Source organism: Streptococcaceae bacterium ESL0687, from assembly GCA_029392475.1.
In the GTDB taxonomy this organism is placed as follows: domain Bacteria; phylum Bacillota; class Bacilli; order Lactobacillales; family Streptococcaceae; genus Floricoccus.
In genome coordinates, this window is record CP113940.1 from 1,273,562 (window position 1) to 1,294,119 (window position 20,558).

Genomic DNA, 20,558 nt, shown 5'->3' on the forward strand with positions numbered 1-20,558 from the left:
GGAGTTTCTATGAGCCCTTTTGCTCTTGAACGTTGGCAGGCACTATTCAATGATTTTGGTATCTTTGGTAAAGCTTTTCTTTATACTCTTGGAATATCAATCTGTGCCCTCATACTTGCCATGGCTCTTGGTATCGTTTTTGGTTCCATGTCAGCAAGTAAAAATAAAATTCTTAAAGGAATTAGTAGAGTTTACGTTGAAATTTATCAAAATATTCCCCTTCTCATCCAATTTGTGGTTGTCTACTACGGATTCCCTATTTTAAATGAACACCTCATGCTTAGTGCCTTTTGGACGGCTGTCCTCTGTGTGGGACTCTACCACGGTGCTTACATCTCTGAGGTTATCAGAAGTGGGATTGAAGCTGTACCCCGCGGCCAACTTGAAGCCGCTGAGTCACAAGGTTTTTCTTACCGGGAGTCTATGAGACTAATTATTTTACCACAAGCGGTAAGGATGATTATCCCCCCTCTAACCAACCAGGTCGTTAACCTAATTAAAAATACCTCAACTATCGCCCTAATCGGTGGTGCTGATCTAATCTTTACAGCCAAGAGCTGGTCATCAGGAAACCTAAGTTTCATTCCAGCCTTTATCGCAGTCGGTGTTCTTTACTTCGTACTCTGCTTCCCTATTGCTACATATGGTAGAAGAATTGAAGAAAGAAACAAAGATTCTTACAGCATTTGATGATTTTCATCAATAGAAAGGAGACAAATGTCATTATCTGAACAAGCACAACAAGTATTTACTCCTGCAAATATTAAATTCCTGATGGAAGGACTTATGCTAACTCTATGGATCTCACTACTTGCCATTGTATTTAGTACCTTCTTTGGAACGATTTTAGCTGTCATGAGAAACAGTAAAAACAAATTTTTAAAAATTCTTGCAGGTATTTATATCGAAATCGTCCGTAATGTACCCAATCTACTTTGGATTTTTGTAATTTTCCTTATCTTCAAGCTAAAATCAGTTCCTGCAGGTGTAACAAGTTTCACTGTTTTCACATCTGCTGCCCTAGCTGAAATTATCCGCGGAGGATTAAACGGGGTTCCTAATGGTCAGGTCGAAGCTGGTAAATCACAAGGTTTTTCAGACCTTCAAATTCTTACTATCATCGTCCTACCCCAGGCCATTAGAAAAATGCTCCCTGCGATTATTTCGCAATTTGTAACAGTCATTAAAGATACAAGTTTTCTTTATTCGACAATTGCCCTTCAAGAATTATTTGGTAGCTCACAAATTCTAATGGGTAAATATTACCAAGCTGGGCAGGTTTTCATGCTTTACGGAATCGTAGCCTTAATTTACTTCGTAATCAACTTTATTATCAGTCAATTTTCACGTAGACTTTCAAGAAGTTGGGCAGATTCACTTGAATAAAATTGCGTAAAAAAGCAACCTTAGTGTTGCTTTTTTTGTGAACTTTTTTAGTCTAAATTGCCAAAAACACCAATAAAACACAAGCTTCCCAGTAGATTTTTGACATAAAATTTTTGGTAGGGTAATATTTAATTAAAGGTAGCTCTTACTATATAGATCATATAATTCAAGGGATTCCTGACCAATAATACAAGGAGGATAAGATGGCTGAAGTTTTTTTTAATCCCTGGGATCAGACCTATAAATACCCCTTCGGGGCCTGTAAAAAAGATACTGACATTCACTTTAAAATAAAGGTTAAAAGTCCAAATAGAATTGACCTTAAACTCATTTTAAAGGGAGAAGATGATATCGAACAGAGCTTTTCCATGAACAAGTCTGAAATCGATAATTTCTATGAAATTAAACTGGCATCCTTTGACCAAGTTGGGACTTATTCCTACTTCTTTCAAATGGAAGAACATGAAGATGATAGGTGCTACCGCTTTTTCTACGGGGCAACAAATCCTAATCTAGGCAAGGGGCAGTGCTATGATAAAAAAGAGAAGGTTACTCCTTACACTCTTACAATTTTTTTAAGTGATGATAAGGCTCCAGATTGGTATCAAAATGCTATCTTCTACCAAATCTTTCCTGACTCTTTTGCCAAATCTTCTATAGAAACAATTGAAAACCCTTACAACAATATTCTTTTCTACGGAAAAACGACCGACCGGCCTTATTATGTCAAGAAAAGTGACGGCGACATTGCCCGCTGGACATATTACGGCGGGAACCTGGCAGGAATTAAGGAAAAAATCCCCTACCTAAAAGAGCTTGGTATAACTGCCCTTTATCTGAATCCAATTTTTATGGCTTCAAGCGTTCACCGGTATGATACAGCTGATTATATGAAAATAGATCCACTTTTAGGAAGCCCGGAAGACTTTCTAAGTCTTTTAAAGGAAGTACATGCCCAGGGTATGTACCTGGTTCTTGACGGGGTCTTCTCACATGTAGGAAAAAATTCAATTTATTTCAACTATGATGGTCGCTTTGGTTCACATGTAGGCGCCTATCAAAATCCCCAAAGTCCCTACATGGATTGGTTTAAGTTCGAACATTATCCTGATGACTACAAATCCTGGTGGGGTATCAAGGACCTACCTGAAATTGACAAAAATAACCCAACCTTCCAGGACTATATCTATAAGGGGAAAGACTCAGTCATTAATAAATGGACTGAGATGGGAATTGACGGCTGGCGACTTGACGTAGCCGATGAGCTACCCGATTTCTTCATTGAAGGAATTAGAAAGTCCCTTGATGCATATGAAGATAAGGTTCTAATTGGTGAGGTCTGGGAGGATGCTAGTCGCAAGATTTCTTACGGAGTCAAGCGAAAATATATCCTGGGTAAATCCCTTGAAGCTGTAATGAATTATCCTTTTAGGAAGATGATTATTGACTTCTTAAACCAACAATTTTCCTCTAAGGAAGCTTACAGTCAACTTATGAGTCTTAGAGAAAATTATCCGAAAGAAGTCTTCTACAATAATTTTAATAATCTAGGAACCCATGACACACCGAGAATTTTAACTGAACTTTCAGGGGATACGAAAAAATTAGAGCTAGCCCTGCAGATGCTTGTAGCCCTTCCCGGGGTTCCCTGCTTCTACTATGGTGACGAGGCAGGTGTCAGCGGTCAAGCAGATCCTGATAATAGATCCTTCTTCCCTTGGGATAGTGCCAATCAAGAACTTACTGCTAGCTTTAAAAAATGGATTGCCCTTCGTAAGGAAAATAAAGTTCTTACTCACGGCGATCTACTAGCTTTTTATACAGACAAGAGTCTAGGAATAATCAGGTACGATAATAAGGCCTTTACCGTCTTTATTTTTAACCCTAGTAATCAATCAGATTACATCACAAAAAATAATTTGAAATATTCACAAAATATACCTGACCAAATACTAAATATCTTCTTAAATGCTAGTATCCCTTCAAATAATGCACTTTATTTGGCAAATAATTGGGAATGAGTTCTCTTTTTCTAAATTATTGTTAAAAAATTAACGTTGATTATGTATTTTTAAAGATATATACTTATGATGAAAATTATTATTTTCACAATTTCAAAGGATAGGAGATAAGGGCACTGAGTAAGGCATATAAAACTTTTACCACTGGAGAAAATTTTAAGGCAGAAAATTACTTCGGCCATCACCGCCGCAAGCATGGTTTTGTCTTTAGAGTTTGGGCTCCCAATGCACTAAAAGTAGAATTGGTTGGCGACTTTACCAATTGGGTGGAAAACCGTCTGGCCATGAAGAAAATTAATAACGAGGTCTGGGAAATTGTGACCGACCTTCCATCAGAAGGAGATCTCTATAAGTTCCTTGTAACCCGTGCAAACGGTGAGGAAATAATGAAAATTGATCCCTACTCCCTGGAATTAGAAGAAAGACCTGGAACAGCATCAGTTGTTAGGGATTTCCCCAAGAAGGAATGGAAAGATAGTAGGTGGATCAAGCAAAGAAATAAAACAGACTACTCCAAAGAAGCTGTAAACATTTACGAGATTCATGCAGGAAGTTTTAAAACACATGATGACGGCAGTCCTTTAACCTTTAAGGATCTAAAGAAGACACTAATTCCCTACCTCAAGAAAATGAATTATACCCATGTAGAATTCATGCCTCTAATGGCTCATCCCCTAGGCATGTCTTGGGGATATCAGTCAGTTGGTTACTTTGCCCTTGAAAAAACCTTTGGTCAACCTGAAGAACTTAGGGACTTTATTGAAGCCTGCCACCTTAATGGGATAGGAGCAATTGTTGACTGGGTACCAGGACATTTTTGTATCAATGATGATAGCCTAGCCTACTATGACGGAACTCCAACCTATGAATACCAGGATCCAAATAGGGCCAACAACTACCGCTGGGGGGCTTTAAACTTTGATCTAGGAAAACCTCAGGTTCAATCGTTTTTGATTTCATCTGCTCTTTTTTGGCTTGAATACTACCACTTTGATGGAATCAGGGTTGATGCTGTGAGTAACATGGTCTATCTTGATTATGATGACGGACCTTGGACCCCCAACCACGAGGGAACAAATGTCAATCTAGACGGCTTCCACTTTCTTAGGAAATTAAATGCCGTAATTAAGAAAAAATATCCTAATGTTCTAATGATTGCTGAAGATTCTTCCAGTCAAATTAAAGTCACAGGAAGTCTTGAAGAAGGAAGCCTTGGCTTTGACTACAGGTGGAATATGGGCTGGATGAACGATGTTTTAAAATTTTATCAAATGGATCCCATCTACCGAAAACATAATTTTACCCTCCTAACTTTTAGCTTCATGTATATGATGAGTGAAAAATACATCTTGGCCCTGTCCCACGACGAAGTTGTCCATGGCAAAAAAAGTCTCATGCATAAAATGTGGGGCGACCGTGACCAGCAGTTTTCAGGCCTTAGAAATCTCTATGCCTATCAGATGTGTCATCCTGGGAAAAAACTGCTCTTTATGGGAAGTGAATGGGGACAATTTTTAGAGTGGAAATTCGACCACGCTCTTGAATGGGTTGATTTAGAAGATCCCCTCAATAAAAAAATGCAAACCTATACCAAGCATTTAAATAGCTTTTATCAAAAAAATAAATGTCTCTGGGATATCGACCATGATTACTCGGGAATTGAGATCATCGATGCTGATAATGTCGATGAAAGCGTTCTATCATTTGTTAGAAAAAGTGACACAGATTTTATTGTATGTGTCTTTAATATGACCCCTGTTGAAAGAAAAGACTTTACCATCGGTGTACCAATTAAGGGAGTGTATATCGAAATTTTCAATAGTGAACTTGAAAAATTTGGCGGCAAATGGAAAAAACATAATCCAAATACCAAAAGTGAAAAGGGAAAATGGAAGGATTATAAATCAACCCTAACATTTACCCTTCCAGCTTTTGGAGTCTCAATTTGGAAACTGAAATAGTTTTATGAATGAAAAAGAAAGGTATTCTTACTAATAAGAATTTAAGGTAGTTCAGATGTCTAATGGAATGCTCGCACTTATTTTAGCCGGGGGACAAGGAACCCGACTTGGAAAACTTACTCAATCAATAGCAAAACCTGCTGTTCCCTTTGGGGGACGTTACCGAATTATTGACTTTGCCCTCTCAAATTGTGCCAATTCAGGTATCAAAAATGTTGGTGTAATCACCCAATACCAACCTCTAGCCTTAAATGAGCATATAGGAAACGGATCATCTTGGGGGCTTGACGGGGTTGACTCTGGCGTATCAATTTTACAACCTTATAGCGCAGCTGAGGGAAATAAGTGGTTTGAAGGTACCAGCCATGCTATTTACCAAAATATTGACTATATTGACCACATTAATCCTGAACACGTTCTAATCCTTTCAGGAGACCACATCTACAAGATGGATTACGATGACATGCTAAAGGCCCACCGTGATAAACTAGCAAGCCTTACAGTGGCAGTAATCGATGTACCCCTCAAAGAAGCTAGTCGTTTTGGAATCATGAACACTGACTCTTCCAACAGAATTGTTGAATTTGAAGAAAAACCAGAAAATCCCAAATCAACTAATGCTTCTATGGGAATCTACATCTTTAACTGGAAGGAATTAAGGGAAACCCTAGTCAGTGGTGCTAAGAACGGCGTTGACATGAACGACTTTGGTAAAAATGTTATCCCAGCCTTTCTTGATGCCGGAGAAGGTGTTTACGCCTACGAATTTAATGGCTACTGGAAGGACGTCGGCACCATCGAATCCCTTCATGAAGCTAATATGGAATATATCTCTCCTAATAACAAACTGGATTCAAGAAACCGCCAGTGGAAGATTTATTCCCGCAATGAAATTGTTCCACCAAATTTTATTACTGAAAAAGCTGAAATTCAGGACTCTTTAGTTGTCGACGGATGTGTTGTCTCTGGTAGTATTAAGCATTCAATCCTATCAACTAATGTTCAGGTAAAAGAGGGAGCAAGGGTTGAGGACACCTTTGTTATGCCAGGAGCCATCATTGGTGAAAATGCTATTATCAAAAATGCCATTATTGGATCTGGAGCCGTTATCGGGGAAGGAACTGAAATTATTGGAGAAGACGAAGTTCAAGTTGTAGGCTATAAGGAAGTCGTGGGGGTACCAAGTGATGAAAATTGATAAATACTGTGCAATCTTAGGAAATGCTGTTGGAAGCCATGAAATGGGAGAACTCACCGAGAATCGCCCACTAGCAACCCTTCCCTTCGATGGAAAATACCGTCTGATTGATTTTCAACTATCAAATTTAATCAATGCCGACATCCACAATGTTTATGCAATTTTCCATGAAAACAAAGTAAATAGCGTTCTTGACCACATCCGAAATGGACGTGAATGGGGACTAAGTAGCCTGCTAAGCCACCTTTTCATCGGTTTTTACAACAAGGATTTCAACAGCCACTATGCTGATGATGACTACTATGAAAAACTTTTAACCTACCTCAAAAGAACAAGTAGCGATTACACGATTTTCTCTACCTGCGATATTCTTTGTAACATTAACTTGGGACAGGTCATTCATATCCATAGTGCTAGCGAACGAACCATGACTGTGGTCTACAAGAAGCTTCCAAGAGACAAGATGTCTTCTGAGAACCAGGTCCTTGAAATTGATGAAACAGATACTGTAATTGGAACTAAAAACTTTACTGAAGACTCAGCCTGCGAAGAAGAAACCATGTCAACTGGTATCTATGTGATTAATACCAACTGGTTGATCCAACAAATGGAAATGGAACAGGCCCAGGAAAATCCGCGCAAACTTCGCTACCTTCTTAGTAGTCTGGTTGCTGATGTTAAAGCCTTGGCCTATGAATACACAGGTTACCTATCAAACATCCACGACATCAATTCTTACTACCAGTCTAATATGGACATGCTCAACCCACAAAAATTCAACTCATTATTTTACAGTAGCCAAAAGGTCATTACCAAGGTTAAAAATGAAGAAGCTACTTATTATTCAGAAGATTCACAGGTTGAAAATTCTCATTTTGCTTCTGGATCAATTGTTGATGGTAGGGTTGAACATTCAATCGTATCAAGGAATTGTAAAATCAGTAAAAACTCAACTGTAAAGGATTCAATTCTCTTTCCAAGGGTTAACATTGGAGAAAATGTTTCCATTGAATATGCAATTATTGATAAGGGTGTTGTTATTTCTGACAACGTTAAGATTAAAGGTAGCCCTGATGCACCAATCGTTATTGCAAAATCACGCCAAATTACAGAGGATATTATTCTATGAAAATACTACTAGCTGGAGCTGAAGCCGCTCCCTTTATCAAGACGGGAGGCCTAGGAGATGTCCTTGGGGCCCTTCCTAAAAGTCTTAATAAAAATGACGACATTGATGCGAGAGTCATTATTCCCTACTACAAAAATATTCCGGAAAAATTCCGCAATCAGGTTGAAGATTTATTCTTTACTCATGTTGACGTTGGTTGGCGTAGGATGTATGCTGGGGTCAAACACCTCCACCACGGAAACGTTCACTACTATTTCATAGACAATGAATACTACTTCTACCGGGATGATGTTTACGGCTACTATGATGACGGGGAACGCTTTGCCTTCTTCCAGCAGGCCATCTTACAGGTTCTACCTCAACTAGGCTTTGTCCCTGATATTTTACACGTAAATGATTATCACACAGCCATGATTCCCTATCTTCTAAGAGAAAAATATTCATGGATTGAAGGTTATCCTCAAATGAAGACAATCCTTACCATCCATAATATCGAATTCCAGGGGCAATACAGTCCTGACATGCTGGGAGATTTATTCTCTATGGGACTTAATAAGTACCAGGACGGAAGTCTTGAGCAAAATGGCTGCCTTAACTGGCTTAAAGCTGGTGTCATCTACTCAGACAAGGTTACAACAGTCTCTCCAACCTATGCTAGAGAAATCCAAACCCAGGAATTTGGTAAGGGGCTTGACTCCGTTTTAAGGCTTGTTCAGGGTAAACTATCAGGCATTGTTAACGGAATCGATACCGAAATTTATGACCCAGCAACTGATAAAAATCTTGTTGAAAATTATTCCCTTAAGCACATGAAAGGTAAAAAAGTTAACAAGATGGAACTCCAAAAGCAGGTAGGTCTTCCTCAAAGAGATGACGTCCTTCTAATCGGAGTTGTAAGCCGCCTAACCTACCAAAAGGGCTTCCAGCTGGTGGTTGAAAGATTAAATGAAATTCTTTCTTGGGATAAAATTCAAATCATTATTCTAGGAACAGGGGACCCGAAATTTGAGCATGACTTTTCTTGGTTTGGCGGGGTCTTTCCCGATAAGATTTCAGCCAATATCAGCTTTAATCTAAAGCTTGCCCAAAGAATTTATGCTGGCTGTGACTTATTCTTAATGCCAAGCGCCTTTGAACCGTGTGGTCTTTCTCAGATGATGGCCATGCGTTACGGAACCCTACCTTTGGTCCACGAAATTGGAGGACTTAAGGATACAGTTACTCCTTATAATAAGTATACCCAAGAGGGTGATGGTTTTGCCTTTAATAACTTTGATAGCTACTGGATGATGGAGGTTCTAAAAAATGCCTATGACCTATTTATCCAGGATCAAAATACTTGGAAAAAACTGCAAAAGCAGGCCATGAAAAAAGATTTTTCTTGGGATACAGCAAGTCTTGCCTACCTAGAGCTTTACAGGGAAAGCAAATAAATTAACTCTTAATATTCTTAGTACTAAATAAACTTTACTCAAAAAGAGGTCACTTATGGAACTTACAAAAGAACAATTTATTCGCGATTTTAAAAATCAGCTACATGAAGATTTCATGATCAAGGCAAAAGATGCTACAACAGACGAACACTTTGTAGCCCTTGCTCACCTACTCAAAAATTATGCCAGTAATGAATGGATTAAAAGACGCCACGACTTAAAGAAAGATCAAGAGAAAACAGCCTACTACTTTTCAATTGAATTTCTACCTGGAAGGATGCTTGAAACCAACCTACTAAATATGGGAATTCTTGACTTGGTTCAGGAGGCCTTGGAAGAGCTTAATATTAATTTCGATGACCTAGCAGCGTCTGAAAATGATATGGCCCTTGGAAATGGTGGTCTGGGTCGTCTGGCTGCAGCCTTCATGGATTCTCTTGCTACTATTTCAGCTCCAGGTTTTGGAAATGGAATTCGTTACAAATACGGCCTGTTCAAGCAAAAAATTGTTGATGGTTATCAGGTTGAACTTCCAGATGCCTGGCTGGGCAAGGACGGAAATGTCTGGGAGATTAAAAAACCTCACTCAGCTGTTAACGTGCGTATCTACGGAGATGCCTTCTTATATCCAAATGATGACGGTTCATACGATGTTCTTTATAAGAACCATCGTAATCTAAGGGCTGTTCCTTATGACATCCCGCAAATTGGTTTCCAAAATGGGATTGTTAACAACCTTAGACTTTGGGACGTTGAAATCCCTGAAGAAGATGAACTTCGTTACCCAACAATTGAGAGCAGGAGGCAGGTCGAAGATATTACAAATATTCTTTACCCAGATGACACCTCTTATGAAGGAAAATCACTTCGCCTAATTCAGGAATACTTCATGGTTTCAGCAGGTCTTCAAACAATTGTTGAAAATTACCTTAAAATGGGACTTCCACTAAAAGATATCCACCAAAAGGTAGCTGTCCATATCAACGATACCCATCCAGCCCTTGCTGTACCAGAATTCATGCGTATCCTAATGGATGAGTATAGACTTAATTGGGAGGACGCCTGGCATGCTACTGTAAATACCATGAGCTATACCAACCATACTATCTTGTCAGAGGCGCTAGAAAAATGGGAAACCAATCTCTTCCTAGGAATCCTGCCTCGTATCTACCAAATCGTAAGTGAGATTGACAACCGCTATATTTCAGAGGTAAGTAAAAAGTTTGACTGCCAGGTAGTTGAAAATACTCGTATCATCAAAAATGATCAAATTCATATGGCAAATCTTGCTATTATTGGGGGACATTCCATTAATGGGGTAGCAAAACTTCATACAGAACTTCTCATTGATGATGTCCTAAAGAATTTCTATCAGGTCTATCCTGAAAAATTCAACAATAAAACCAATGGTATCGTTGTTCGTAGATGGTCACAAATCGCAAATCCTCTGATGTCTGAAAAAATTGACCAACTTATTGGAAGTGACTGGCGAAAAGATATCCACCAAATTCAAAATCTAGAGAATTTTATCGACCAAAAAGAGGTGCTTGAAGATTTTTATACCGTCAAAAGAGACAACAAAAAACGTCTGGCTGACTATATCGAAAACACCCAAGGGATTAAGGTCAATCCTGATGCTATTTTCGATGTCCAGGTCAAACGGCTTCATGCTTACAAGCGTCAGCTGCTAAACCTCCTTCATATAATCAAGTTGTACTGGGATCTTAAGGATAACCCAGATCTTGATATGACTCCGCGCGTCTTTATTTTTGGTGCCAAGGCAGCACCTGGTTATAAATTTGCTAAGGCTGTTATTAAACTTATCAACGAGGTCGCAAATCTTGTTAATAATGACTCTGAAATCAAGGATAAGATTAAGGTTGTCTTCCTAGAAAACTACAATGTAACCCTTGCTGAGTTAATTATTCCAGCTGCTGATGTGTCAGAACAAATTTCAACAGCAGGTAAAGAGGCCAGCGGAACTTCTAATATGAAATTTATGATGAACGGGGCCATAACACTTGCTACCCTTGACGGAGCAAACATTGAGATTAAAGACGCCGTTGGTGATGATAATATTGTAATCTTTGGAATGAATACAGAAGAAGTTTATAAACACTATGAAAATCATGACTATAATTCAAGGGCTATCTATGAAAATAACCCTGTAATTCGTAGGGTTGTTGATAGCTTTATTAATGGATCTATCCCTAATTCAGAGCGTGAAGGTCAAGAAATATATGATGCCTTGATTCTAAATAACGATGAATACTTCCTACTTGGGGACTTTGAGAGTTACGTCAAAGCCCAAGAATACATTGATCAAATCTACCGTGATAAATATTTATGGACTAAAAAAGCCATGCATAATATTGCCAAGTCAGACCGCTTCAGCTCTGACGATACCATTAGACTTTATGCAGATGAAATATGGAAGATTAAACATAATTAAAAAAACAGTAAGGCTTGACCTTACTGTTTTTTATTTGAGTTTTTTATCATCAAAATGTGGTTTATAAAGATTACGATTATCAAGGGCAAATATTCTTGGAGTCATCTCTCCTGGCTCAACTTGATTCAAGGCAGTTGTCATCATCATCATACTAGCATCTAAATTATCAATCATGTGGATGATTTCAGCTTCCATGATATGAGGACGAACAGGGCTTCCGTATTCCAGTAAACCGTGGTGGCTCAAAAGAACGTGGCGTAACAAGATTACATCCTCATCCATTTCGTCAATTTTAAGCTCAGCAACAGCCTTTGATACCTCTTCATCGATTAAAACAATATGGCCAATTAAATTTCCTGCAAGGGTATAGGTTGTATTAGTTACCCCGCTCAATTCAATTGTTTTTGCCATATCATGAAGGAGAATTCCTGCATACATTAAACTTTGATTTAATTGCGGATAAATTTCTGTTATCTTTTCCGCTAATTGAATCATTGTTACCGTATGAAAAGCCAACCCTGTTTCAAAGGCATGGTGGTTAACCTTTGCGGCTGGATATTTAAAGAATTCTTCATCGTATTTTTTGAAAATATGGCGAACAATTCGGTTCCAGTTGCCATTTTCAATCTTGAAAATAACATTTTGAACATAGTTCCTTAATTCTTCAGCTGAAACTGGTGGTTTTTCTTTAAAGTCAGCTGGATCATTTGGTTCTGTGTTTTCTGGTAGACGAAGGAAAATTTGATTCACCTGAGGCATTCCATTGTAAAGCTCTTTGGTTGCTCTCATATAAACAACTCGTCCAGGGATAAACTCTTCCACATTATGGGGCTGTGCGTCCCAAAGATTTCCTGATATGGTTCCTGTCCTATCCTGGAAGGTCATAGCCATATAGTTTTTACCTGCCCTAGTCTTTCGAACTTCTGCAGATTTTATAAGATAAAAACCTTCAAAGTGGTCACCCACCGATAAATCTTTTAAAAATGTCATAATTCTATTAAATCTCCTTGATTCCTAAATTTTTCATCACTTGTAAAGACAAATGTTTGTACGCTCTCCGAAAATTCCTCCAATAATTTAATGAAATTTTCCTTGCGTTTTCCGTCATACCTTAGGAAACTATCATCAAAAAAGACCGGAAAATTAAGATTTTTAGCTTCAATAAAGGCCAGTCTCACAGCTAATTGAAGCTGATCTCTTGTTCCAGTTGAAAGATCAAGTAATCTGATACTCTTAAGACTTGGTCCACTAACCTTTAAAAGTCCCTTAGAAATCTTAAGTTCCTCCCACTTGCCATCTGTCAAAATAGACAGGTAGTGGCTAGCCTTGGTTAAAATTTCTGGAAGACTATAGGTTGATAAACTTTGGGTTGCAGCCCTCAAGCTTTCAATCTGCCCTTCCTTGAGCAAGTAATCTGAAAGCATATCTGAAAGTTCACTTCTTTTCAGCTCAAGCTCTTGGTATAAATTTTCCAAACTTTGATCAGACTTTTGCTGGTCGATCTTAACCAAAATTAAACTATTTTGGTCAATCTGCTCACTTAATTGATTTCCCAGCTGATCAATCTTTTGGTCAATCGAATCTTTATCTTTAGCCATTTGATCAAAATCAGGCTCAACTTTTTCTCCGAAATCAAAAAGCTGATCCAACCTTCTTTCCTCCTGGACGAGGTATTTTTTTTGCTGGATGAAAGTCTCATGAAGTTTTATTTCCTCTTGAACTTGATCCAACTGCGGGTTTTCCCTTAGGTAGACATCAGACTTGGCATACAAGTTTTTAAGTTGCCGGTCATTTTCCCGGTTATCCAGACTTTCATAATTGAAGATAAGCTCTAAAATCCTTTCCTTGATTTCAAGAATTAGATTATAGCGCCCTTCAATGCCTTCTGGCAGGCGGTACCAGTCCCTAAAGTAGTCAGTTAGTTCAAAGTAATCCTTAGTAGCCTGACTATTTTTTGCTTCCTCATTTATTTTGCCCCATTTTTTTGAACTTGTAAGCAGGTAAACCATGCTAAAAATAATTTCAAAAACGAGCAAAATTGATAAAAAGATCTTCATTCCAGCAGGTAAAAAGATAAGGCCCACTAAGGTAGCTAGAACAATAAACATTAAGCCCAGTAAAAGGGTATTACTTCTTTCAATAGTTTTAACCTGCTTTTCTTTTTTTCCAATAACCTCTGGATATAAAAGCTCAATCTGCCTAATCAGACTCCTTGTATCGTCTTCTAATAAAAAATTGTCCCTAGGATTATTAAATTTTTCAAGTTGCCTTTCATTGGCAGCAATCTTATCCTCAAGCCTTCCTATTCGCGACTGCAAGATTTCAAAATTATGGTAGCTGGCAAGTAACTTATCATAGTCAATTTTTTCCTGCCTTTCTGCCTCAACCTTTAGCTGGTCCCTTAGATTTGTAAGCTCTAAATAATCAACCTTCGCAGCCAGTTTTGCCTGTAAAAACCTCTTGTCTCCTTCCAGCTCAGCTAGTTTCAGACGACTTTCCTTGATTTCCTGCTCCCGCCTTGCTCCCGCCTTAATCAGAGGCGCCAAAGTAAGTTCTTCTGCTTCCTTTGCAAGAATTTTTTCCTTAATCTGGTCAACATGTAAAAGAAGTTTGTTTAGAGGCTTAGTCAAAGCTCTTGGACTAGTATAAATCTGATTTTTTTCCCTAAGGATTTCCTGCTCCTCAGTGTAGAGTTCGACTGAACCTGTGGTCAAAGCCATCCGCCATTTTTCTTCCAAACTCTCTTCGTCATAATCTTTTTCCTGGTTTATTTGAAGATTGTCCTGGGTTACTGAGTAGATCTGATCAAAAAGCTTAGGGGTCATAGGAGAAACCAGATCCTGCCAATCGGTTTCCGTTAATTTTTGACCAGAAGCTATATACCTACCCTCAAAATTTTGGCTCCCGCTCTTACTCAGCTTGATTCTTTCAATTACAAGATCCTTGCCATCAATTTCAAGATAGATTCTTCCGCCATAAACCCTACTATCTTTTGGAGTAAAATCCCTATTCTTAGTGGTCTTATTCTCAAAACCAAAAATCATATATTTAATAAAGGACAAAAGAGTTGATTTTCCAGCTTCATTGGCACCCATGAAGATTGTTAGTTCTTCAAATTCATAGGAGCGATTTACTAGTTTACCAAATCCATCGATTTCAACTTTTTTAAGCTTCAAAATCACCCTCCTTTTTAAATACGAATTTATCATCAATGTATGAGGCTAGATTCTTATCAAGATCATCAAAAAATTCAGCTGATAGTATCTGCCTTATTTCCTTATTATTGGGAAGACCCTCTGTTAAATCTTCAAATTTTGGAAGTTGAAGATTGCTAATAGGAAGAGCAATCTTTTCAGAATTATTGCCCTCTTCTAAAGGAAGGAGGACAATCTTTCGAATGAGCATCCCTTGATCCATCAGGGCATCAATGAGTTCTCCGTTTTCAAGGGCCTCCATCAAATCCTTAGCTATCCACTTATAATTTTCAAGATAAAGACTATAAATCTCACTTGAATCAACCAGACTAGTTGAGATTCTATCCGTAAGCTCAGTAAGATTTTTAACCCCTAATAAGTTAATCCTTTTTTTAACCCAGTGAACCTGCGCCAAATCGATAAATTCAAGATTAAAAGATGTCTTTGTCAGATTAACTAAGGCTATCTGACTGGTAATCTCCTTGCTATTACGACCAAGGGGAGTCCCTGGATAGATGATATTATCTGCTAGTACAGTCTTTAGGTGAATATGCCCAAGAGCCCAGTAATCATAGTTATTTTCTTTTAAATCAAGAAGAGTGGTTGGTGCGTAATTTTCGCCGCCTAACTCCCCGTGGAAGATACCAATATGGTAATCGCTTATTGCGTCTCTTACTGGATAATCTTTGATTTTATTGTCCCCAATATGGGCATGATTATAAGAAAATGCCGATATAATAGCCCGTTCACCTTGAGCATTCTCAAAGGATTTACTTTCAACTTCTTCCTTGTAAAAAACCTCAACATTACTAGGGAAATTAAACCAATAGACATCTTCCCGGTAGTAATCATGATTTCCAAAAATCAAAAAGACCTTAATTCCCTGCTCTTTAAGACGTTCAAGTTGAGTCATAAAGTAGTTTTGCATCTTGATGCTAGGTTTTGACTGGTGAAAGTTATCTCCAGCGAAAATAACAAAATCAAGATTTTCGGCCAGTGCAAAATCGATAATATCTTCAAGGATTTGATAGGGACGATAGGATAATTCCTGACGTAAACCCTCAAATTCACGGTCTAAATGGAGATCTGCTACATGCAAAAATTTCATAATAACCTTCTAATCTAATCTTTGATCCTAAAGCGCTTTTTCAAGGGCTACCTTTAAACTTTGAATTCTTTGGTCGAGGTCTCCATTAAAGACATAAGAACCTGCCACAAAGACATTTGCACCAGCACTTTGACAAAGTTTTATGGTCTGATCATCAACCCCACCGTCAACTTGAATATCGTAGGAATAGGCATGTTCATCCTTAATTTTCTTAAGCAGGCGAACCTTGTCAAGGCATTCAGGAATGAATTTTTGTCCACCGAAACCTGGATTTACAGTCATAACTAATACCTGGTCAACCATTGAAAGAACTGGACTAATCAACTCAACTGGTGTACCTGGATTAATAACGACACCTGCCTTAAGACCAGCTGCCTTAATTTTTTGCAGGGTACCATGAATATGGTTGGTAGCTTCTGCATGAACAGATAAAATATCAGCCCCTGCTTCTGCAAATTCTTCTACATACTTATCAGGATTTTCAACCATCAAATGGCAATCAAATACAAGCCTAGTTGATTTTCTAAGAGCCTTAACGACACCTGCACCGAAGGTTAGGTTGTCAACAAAATGACCATCCATAACATCAATATGGATATAATCAGCTCCTGCTGCTTCAAGAAGCTTTACATCACGTTCAAAATTTCCAAAATCTGCGCTTAATATTGATGGTGCTATTTTCATAATTTAACCTTTCTTACTCCTATTTTTTGCATAAACCTGCCTCTGATTTTGAACCTCAGACAGAAGCTGCAAGTAATCATCATATCTACTTTGAAGAATTTCACCCTTAGCTACCGCTTCTTTAACCGCACAACTTGGCTCATGGGTATGGGTACACTCACGAAACTTACAACCATGACTGTAGTGGCGGATATCAATGAAGGCTTCATTGAGCCCCGGGGCATCTTTAACCTCATAGTCAAGGGAGCTAAATCCTGGTGTATCTGCAATCCATCCCCCTGCAACCTTGAACAGCTCCACATGACGGGTTGTATGACGACCACGACCTAACTTGTCAGATATCTCCTGAGTCGCAATTAGCAGTTCAGGGGCAATCTTATTCAAGAGGGTTGATTTTCCAGCCCCAGTTTGACCCATAAAAACTGTCACCTGGTCCTTAAAGTTTGGCAGAAGCTCCTCTGGCTTAAAGTAGATATCATAGCCAATTTTTTTATAGTCTTCTTGGACCTTTTCAAAAAAACTAAGATCTTCTAAAAGATCAAGTTTACTAATATAGATAAGGGGTTTAATATCCTTATGTTCTAATAAGACCAAAAAACGATCCAAAAGATTTAGTGAAAAGTCTGGCTCAACGGCACTCATAACTACAACAGCCTGATCAATATTGGCAATCGGTGGGCGAACTAGTGAGTTTTTTCTCTCTTCAATTTTTAGAATATAGCCTTCTTCGTCTTCCTTGGAACCAGCTGTAAATTCCGCAAAATCACCAACAACTGGCTTAACATCTTTTTTCCTAAAATTTCCACGCGCACGTGTTCTTTCAATCTTCCCCTGGTCTTCAATATAGTAAAATCCAGCAAGAGATTTAATAATTCTTCCTTTTTTTATCATAATTCTATTATACACAATTCTAACCTATCCTTCAGTATAAATAGTTATCTGTGGGTAAAAGCGGGTAAACCTTTAAACTCTTAAACTTTTTATACTTCTGAATTTCGGCAACTTCCTATTTACTTAGTTTTAGTTAAAGTATACTTTATTTACCCTTTTTAATGAATTATAAAATAAAAATGGGTAACCCCATTTTTATTTCCAATATTTATAAAGGGCATTTGCCAGACGGGCAAAATCCTCGATACTCAAGGCCTCTCCCCGAATACTTGGCTTGATATCAACCTCTTCAAGGGCCTTAGTTAGTTTTTCTTTGACCTCATCATCTTTTCCAAAGGATGCCAAAAGGTTGTTCCAAAGGGTCTTTCTGCGGTGTAAAAAGGCTAGTTTTGTCACCCTAAAGAAGAATGACTCATTGTCCACCTTCACAAGGGGCTCAGGACGGCGGACCATCTTAAGGATGGCACTGTCCACATTTGGAGCTGGAATGAAGACCGTACGCGGTACGATAAAGGCAACTGAAGCCTCCATGTAATATTGAACGGCGATACTTAGGCTTCCATAAGCCTTGGTATTAGGTTTTGCACTGATTCGATCCGCAACCTCTTTTTGCATCATAACGACAAATTCCGCAAATGGAATCTGGCTCTCAATCAGATGCATAAGGATTGGCGTTGTGATGTAATAAGGAAGATTTGCTACAACCTTGATTGGAAGATCTGGATTTTTGAAGTTCTTGATTTGACTTCTTAAATCAGCCTTTAGGATGTCTTCATTGACCACTTGAACATTGTCATAAGGGCTCAACGTTTCCTTAAGGATTGGAATCAGGCGGTCGTCGATTTCAAAGGCCATAACTTCTGCTGCCTCACGGGCCAGAAATTCAGTCAAGGCTCCGATACCAGGGCCGATTTCAATTACATTGACTTCACGACTAAGGTCGGCCGTTTCAGTGATCTTAGCTAAAATATTGGGGTCTGTTAAAAAGTTTTGCCCAAGACTTTTCTTGAAGGAAAAGCCGTGGCGCTCTAAGATTGCTCTTGTATTTTGATAGTCTGCGATATTACTCATTATATTCTTTCATTACCTTTCTTACCTCTTCTTCGTCAATGGCAAAGAGGGCTAAACGTTTGGGCAGCTGCTTAGCGTTAGTATAGCCAATTCTCAGCTCTTCACCTAGATATTCCCGGCGGCTCTTGCCGTCATCACTCATGATAAGGCCCAGTTCCCGAAGAACAGCTTGCGGGATTTCCGGAAAATCCTCTCGGGCATTGTGGGCACCTGACAGGGCCATTTTTAAATCTTCAAAAGAGGCATGTTCCACTCCCAGAGACCGTCCTTTTGAATGAGATGAAGGTCTTGCCTCTTCTCTTCTTAAGAAGGCCTGCTTGACTGATGGCAAGGCCTGGACGATTCTCTTTCTGATTTTCTCACCTGAAAAGTCAGGGTCTGTAAAGACAATAACTCCACGGAGCTGGTCTAATATTTCAATTTTTTCAAGATCTTCATCCGTTATGGCAGAGCCTCTGGTCTCATAGGTGTCGACCTCGAAAAACTGCTTCAGCCTCCTCGTGTCGTCCTTACCTTCCACCACTACAACTTCAGAAATTTTGATTTTTTCTTCTGGCTTCATAAAGCACTCCTAGAGTCCGATTTCTTGATCGGTCACAGGGCCCAAACCAAAAATACGGTGGGCATTTTCTGCCGTAGCACGCGCCACTTCCTCATAGGTTATTCCCCGCAACTCAGCAATTTTCTCCACAACCATCTTAGTATAGGCCGTGTGGTTTTGCTTACCCCTGTAAGGGACTGGGGCCAGATAGGGGGCGTCAGTTTCCACAAGGATTTTATCTAGCGGAAGTTTGGCTGTTGCCTCTTGAAGATCAGTGGCCTTCTTAAAGGTTACTACTCCTGAAATAGAGATGTACATGCCAAGGTCAACAAATTTTTGGGCCTCTTCCAGAGTACCTGAAAAGCTATGCATGATTCCACCGTGCGGACCGACGCCAGCGGACTCGATAATTCCATAGGTGTCATCCATGGCGTCCCTGGTATGGACGATAAAGGGTAGATTTACCTGTTTAGACAGTTCAATCTGCCTTCTGAAGACTGCTTCTTGTACTTCCTTTGGTGAGGTCATCCAGTGGTAGTCGAGACCAATTTCCCCCCAGCCGACAACTTTTTTATTATCCATCTTAGACAGGAGGTAGTCTTCCACCGCCTGGTCATAGTCTCCTGCCTCAGTCGGATGCCAGCCGATGATGCTGTAGATATTATCATATTTTTTAGAAAGAGCCAGGCTTTCTTCAATGGTTGGTTTGTCAAAGCCAACAACAGCCATTTCAGTCACATCAAACTGACGGGCTAGTTCCAATTCCTCGTCCGTTTTCCCAAGGAAGTCTTCCACATTAAGGTGGGTATGGGTATCAAAAATCATATTCTCTCTCCTTGCCTGCCTTCACTTACCAGTAAAATTTATTCCATTTTTCCAAATAAAAATGAAAGCACTAAGTACTTTCATTAATTATAACATAATTGAGATGTAGGCATAGCCAGATAATCCAGCCATAGACTAAGAAATAATGAATCCTAAATAACACTTCTTAAACGGGCATCTCTATTTTCAATAACTCTTACTGAGCGAGGAAGGAAGGTTCTAATCTCCTCCTCATTATATCCTATATTTAATTTTTTCGAGTCCATAATTATTGGACGTCGTAAAATTTGGGGATTCTCAGTAATAATTTTAACTACTTGACTAAATGTCAGCTCCTCAAAATCAATATTCAACTGCTTGACGTATCTGTTGCGTGTAGAAATAACACCATCAATTCCATCCTCTGTCATTTCAAGAATCGTTTGAACTTCTTCTTTAGTTAAGGGATTACTTATGATGTTTCTTTCAACAAAAGCAATTTGATGTTTGGTAAACCAAGCTTTGGCCTTTTTACAACTTGTGCAAGATGGGGCAGTATAAACAGTAAGCATAAATCACACTCCTTTGTAAAGGGAACCACTATCATGTGATTATTATATCATACGTTATTAATATTGCAAGCCTTTTCAGAAATTTAATTTATCGAAAATATATTTAACTGTTA

At 38.8% G+C, this 20,558-nt stretch carries 17 protein-coding genes; 8 read left to right on the forward strand and 9 right to left on the reverse strand.

Features of this window, described 5'->3' with window-relative positions; all coding sequences use genetic code 11:
* The first annotated feature begins 9 nt into the window (after nucleotides 1–9).
* The 8 genes from OZX60_06275 (at nucleotide 10) to OZX60_06310 (ending at nucleotide 11,580) form a co-directional block, all read left to right on the forward strand.
* On the forward strand, nucleotides 10–690 hold the full coding sequence (locus OZX60_06275) for an amino acid ABC transporter permease (protein WEV45037.1): 681 nt from the start codon (nucleotides 10–12) through the stop codon (nucleotides 688–690).
* Nucleotides 691–717: 27 nt separating this feature from the next.
* The gene (locus OZX60_06280; GenBank protein WEV45038.1) at nucleotides 718–1,386 is read left to right on the forward strand and encodes an amino acid ABC transporter permease; all 669 of its coding nucleotides are present in this window, start codon (nucleotides 718–720) and stop codon (nucleotides 1,384–1,386) included.
* 203 nt (nucleotides 1,387–1,589) lie between these two features.
* On the forward strand, nucleotides 1,590–3,407 hold the full coding sequence (locus OZX60_06285) for a glycoside hydrolase family 13 protein (protein WEV45039.1): 1,818 nt from the start codon (nucleotides 1,590–1,592) through the stop codon (nucleotides 3,405–3,407).
* A 116-nt stretch (nucleotides 3,408–3,523) separates the two neighbouring features.
* Nucleotides 3,524–5,368 carry a 1,4-alpha-glucan branching protein GlgB gene (gene glgB, locus OZX60_06290; GenBank protein ID WEV45894.1) on the forward strand — a complete coding sequence of 615 codons (1,845 nt, stop codon included), beginning with the start codon at nucleotides 3,524–3,526 and terminating at the stop codon, nucleotides 5,366–5,368.
* 55 nt (nucleotides 5,369–5,423) lie between these two features.
* Entirely contained in the window at nucleotides 5,424–6,566 is a 1,143-nt protein-coding gene (locus OZX60_06295) for a glucose-1-phosphate adenylyltransferase (GenBank protein ID WEV45040.1), read from the forward strand.
* On the forward strand, nucleotides 6,556–7,695 hold the full coding sequence (gene glgD / locus OZX60_06300; protein ID WEV45041.1) for a glucose-1-phosphate adenylyltransferase subunit GlgD: 1,140 nt from the start codon (nucleotides 6,556–6,558) through the stop codon (nucleotides 7,693–7,695). The genes OZX60_06295 and glgD overlap by 11 nt, the downstream gene beginning before the upstream one ends.
* The gene (gene glgA / locus OZX60_06305) at nucleotides 7,692–9,128 is read left to right on the forward strand and encodes a glycogen synthase GlgA (GenBank protein ID WEV45042.1); all 1,437 of its coding nucleotides are present in this window, start codon (nucleotides 7,692–7,694) and stop codon (nucleotides 9,126–9,128) included. Before glgD ends, glgA begins: the two co-directional genes overlap by 4 nt.
* 55 nt (nucleotides 9,129–9,183) lie before the next feature.
* On the forward strand, nucleotides 9,184–11,580 hold the full coding sequence (locus tag OZX60_06310; protein WEV45043.1) for a glycogen/starch/alpha-glucan phosphorylase: 2,397 nt from the start codon (nucleotides 9,184–9,186) through the stop codon (nucleotides 11,578–11,580).
* A gap of 30 nt (nucleotides 11,581–11,610) precedes the next feature.
* Here OZX60_06310 and OZX60_06315 read toward each other — a convergent pair whose 3' ends face one another.
* The 9 genes from OZX60_06315 to spx form a co-directional block, all read right to left on the reverse strand.
* Nucleotides 11,611–12,570 (reverse strand): 3'-5' exoribonuclease YhaM family protein, encoded by a 960-nt coding sequence (locus OZX60_06315; GenBank protein WEV45044.1) that lies wholly within the window; start codon nucleotides 12,568–12,570, stop codon nucleotides 11,611–11,613.
* Complete coding sequence (locus OZX60_06320; GenBank protein WEV45045.1) at nucleotides 12,567–14,756, reverse strand: AAA family ATPase; 2,190 nt, start codon at nucleotides 14,754–14,756, stop codon at nucleotides 12,567–12,569. Before OZX60_06320 ends, OZX60_06315 begins: the two co-directional genes overlap by 4 nt.
* A complete protein-coding gene (locus OZX60_06325; protein ID WEV45046.1) occupies nucleotides 14,746–15,882 on the reverse strand; it encodes a DNA repair exonuclease in 1,137 nt (378 codons plus the stop codon). Before OZX60_06325 ends, OZX60_06320 begins: the two co-directional genes overlap by 11 nt.
* A 27-nt stretch (nucleotides 15,883–15,909) precedes the next feature.
* Nucleotides 15,910–16,566 (reverse strand): ribulose-phosphate 3-epimerase, encoded by a 657-nt coding sequence (rpe, locus tag OZX60_06330; GenBank protein WEV45047.1) that lies wholly within the window; start codon nucleotides 16,564–16,566, stop codon nucleotides 15,910–15,912.
* A gap of 3 nt (nucleotides 16,567–16,569) precedes the next feature.
* Entirely contained in the window at nucleotides 16,570–17,457 is an 888-nt protein-coding gene (gene rsgA, locus OZX60_06335; GenBank protein WEV45895.1) for a ribosome small subunit-dependent GTPase A, read from the reverse strand.
* A gap of 195 nt (nucleotides 17,458–17,652) precedes the next feature.
* Nucleotides 17,653–18,528 (reverse strand): 16S rRNA (adenine(1518)-N(6)/adenine(1519)-N(6))-dimethyltransferase RsmA, encoded by an 876-nt coding sequence (gene rsmA / locus OZX60_06340; GenBank protein ID WEV45048.1) that lies wholly within the window; start codon nucleotides 18,526–18,528, stop codon nucleotides 17,653–17,655.
* Nucleotides 18,521–19,090, reverse strand: a complete 570-nt coding sequence (gene rnmV / locus OZX60_06345) for a ribonuclease M5 (GenBank protein ID WEV45049.1) — start codon at nucleotides 19,088–19,090, stop codon at nucleotides 18,521–18,523. Before rnmV ends, rsmA begins: the two co-directional genes overlap by 8 nt.
* A gap of 9 nt (nucleotides 19,091–19,099) precedes the next feature.
* Nucleotides 19,100–19,894, reverse strand: coding sequence for a TatD family hydrolase (locus OZX60_06350; protein ID WEV45050.1), 795 nt, complete (start codon nucleotides 19,892–19,894; stop codon nucleotides 19,100–19,102).
* A 152-nt stretch (nucleotides 19,895–20,046) separates the two neighbouring features.
* Nucleotides 20,047–20,445, reverse strand: coding sequence for a transcriptional regulator Spx (gene spx / locus OZX60_06355; GenBank protein WEV45051.1), 399 nt, complete (start codon nucleotides 20,443–20,445; stop codon nucleotides 20,047–20,049).
* Between the last annotated feature and the right edge of the window lie 113 nt (nucleotides 20,446–20,558).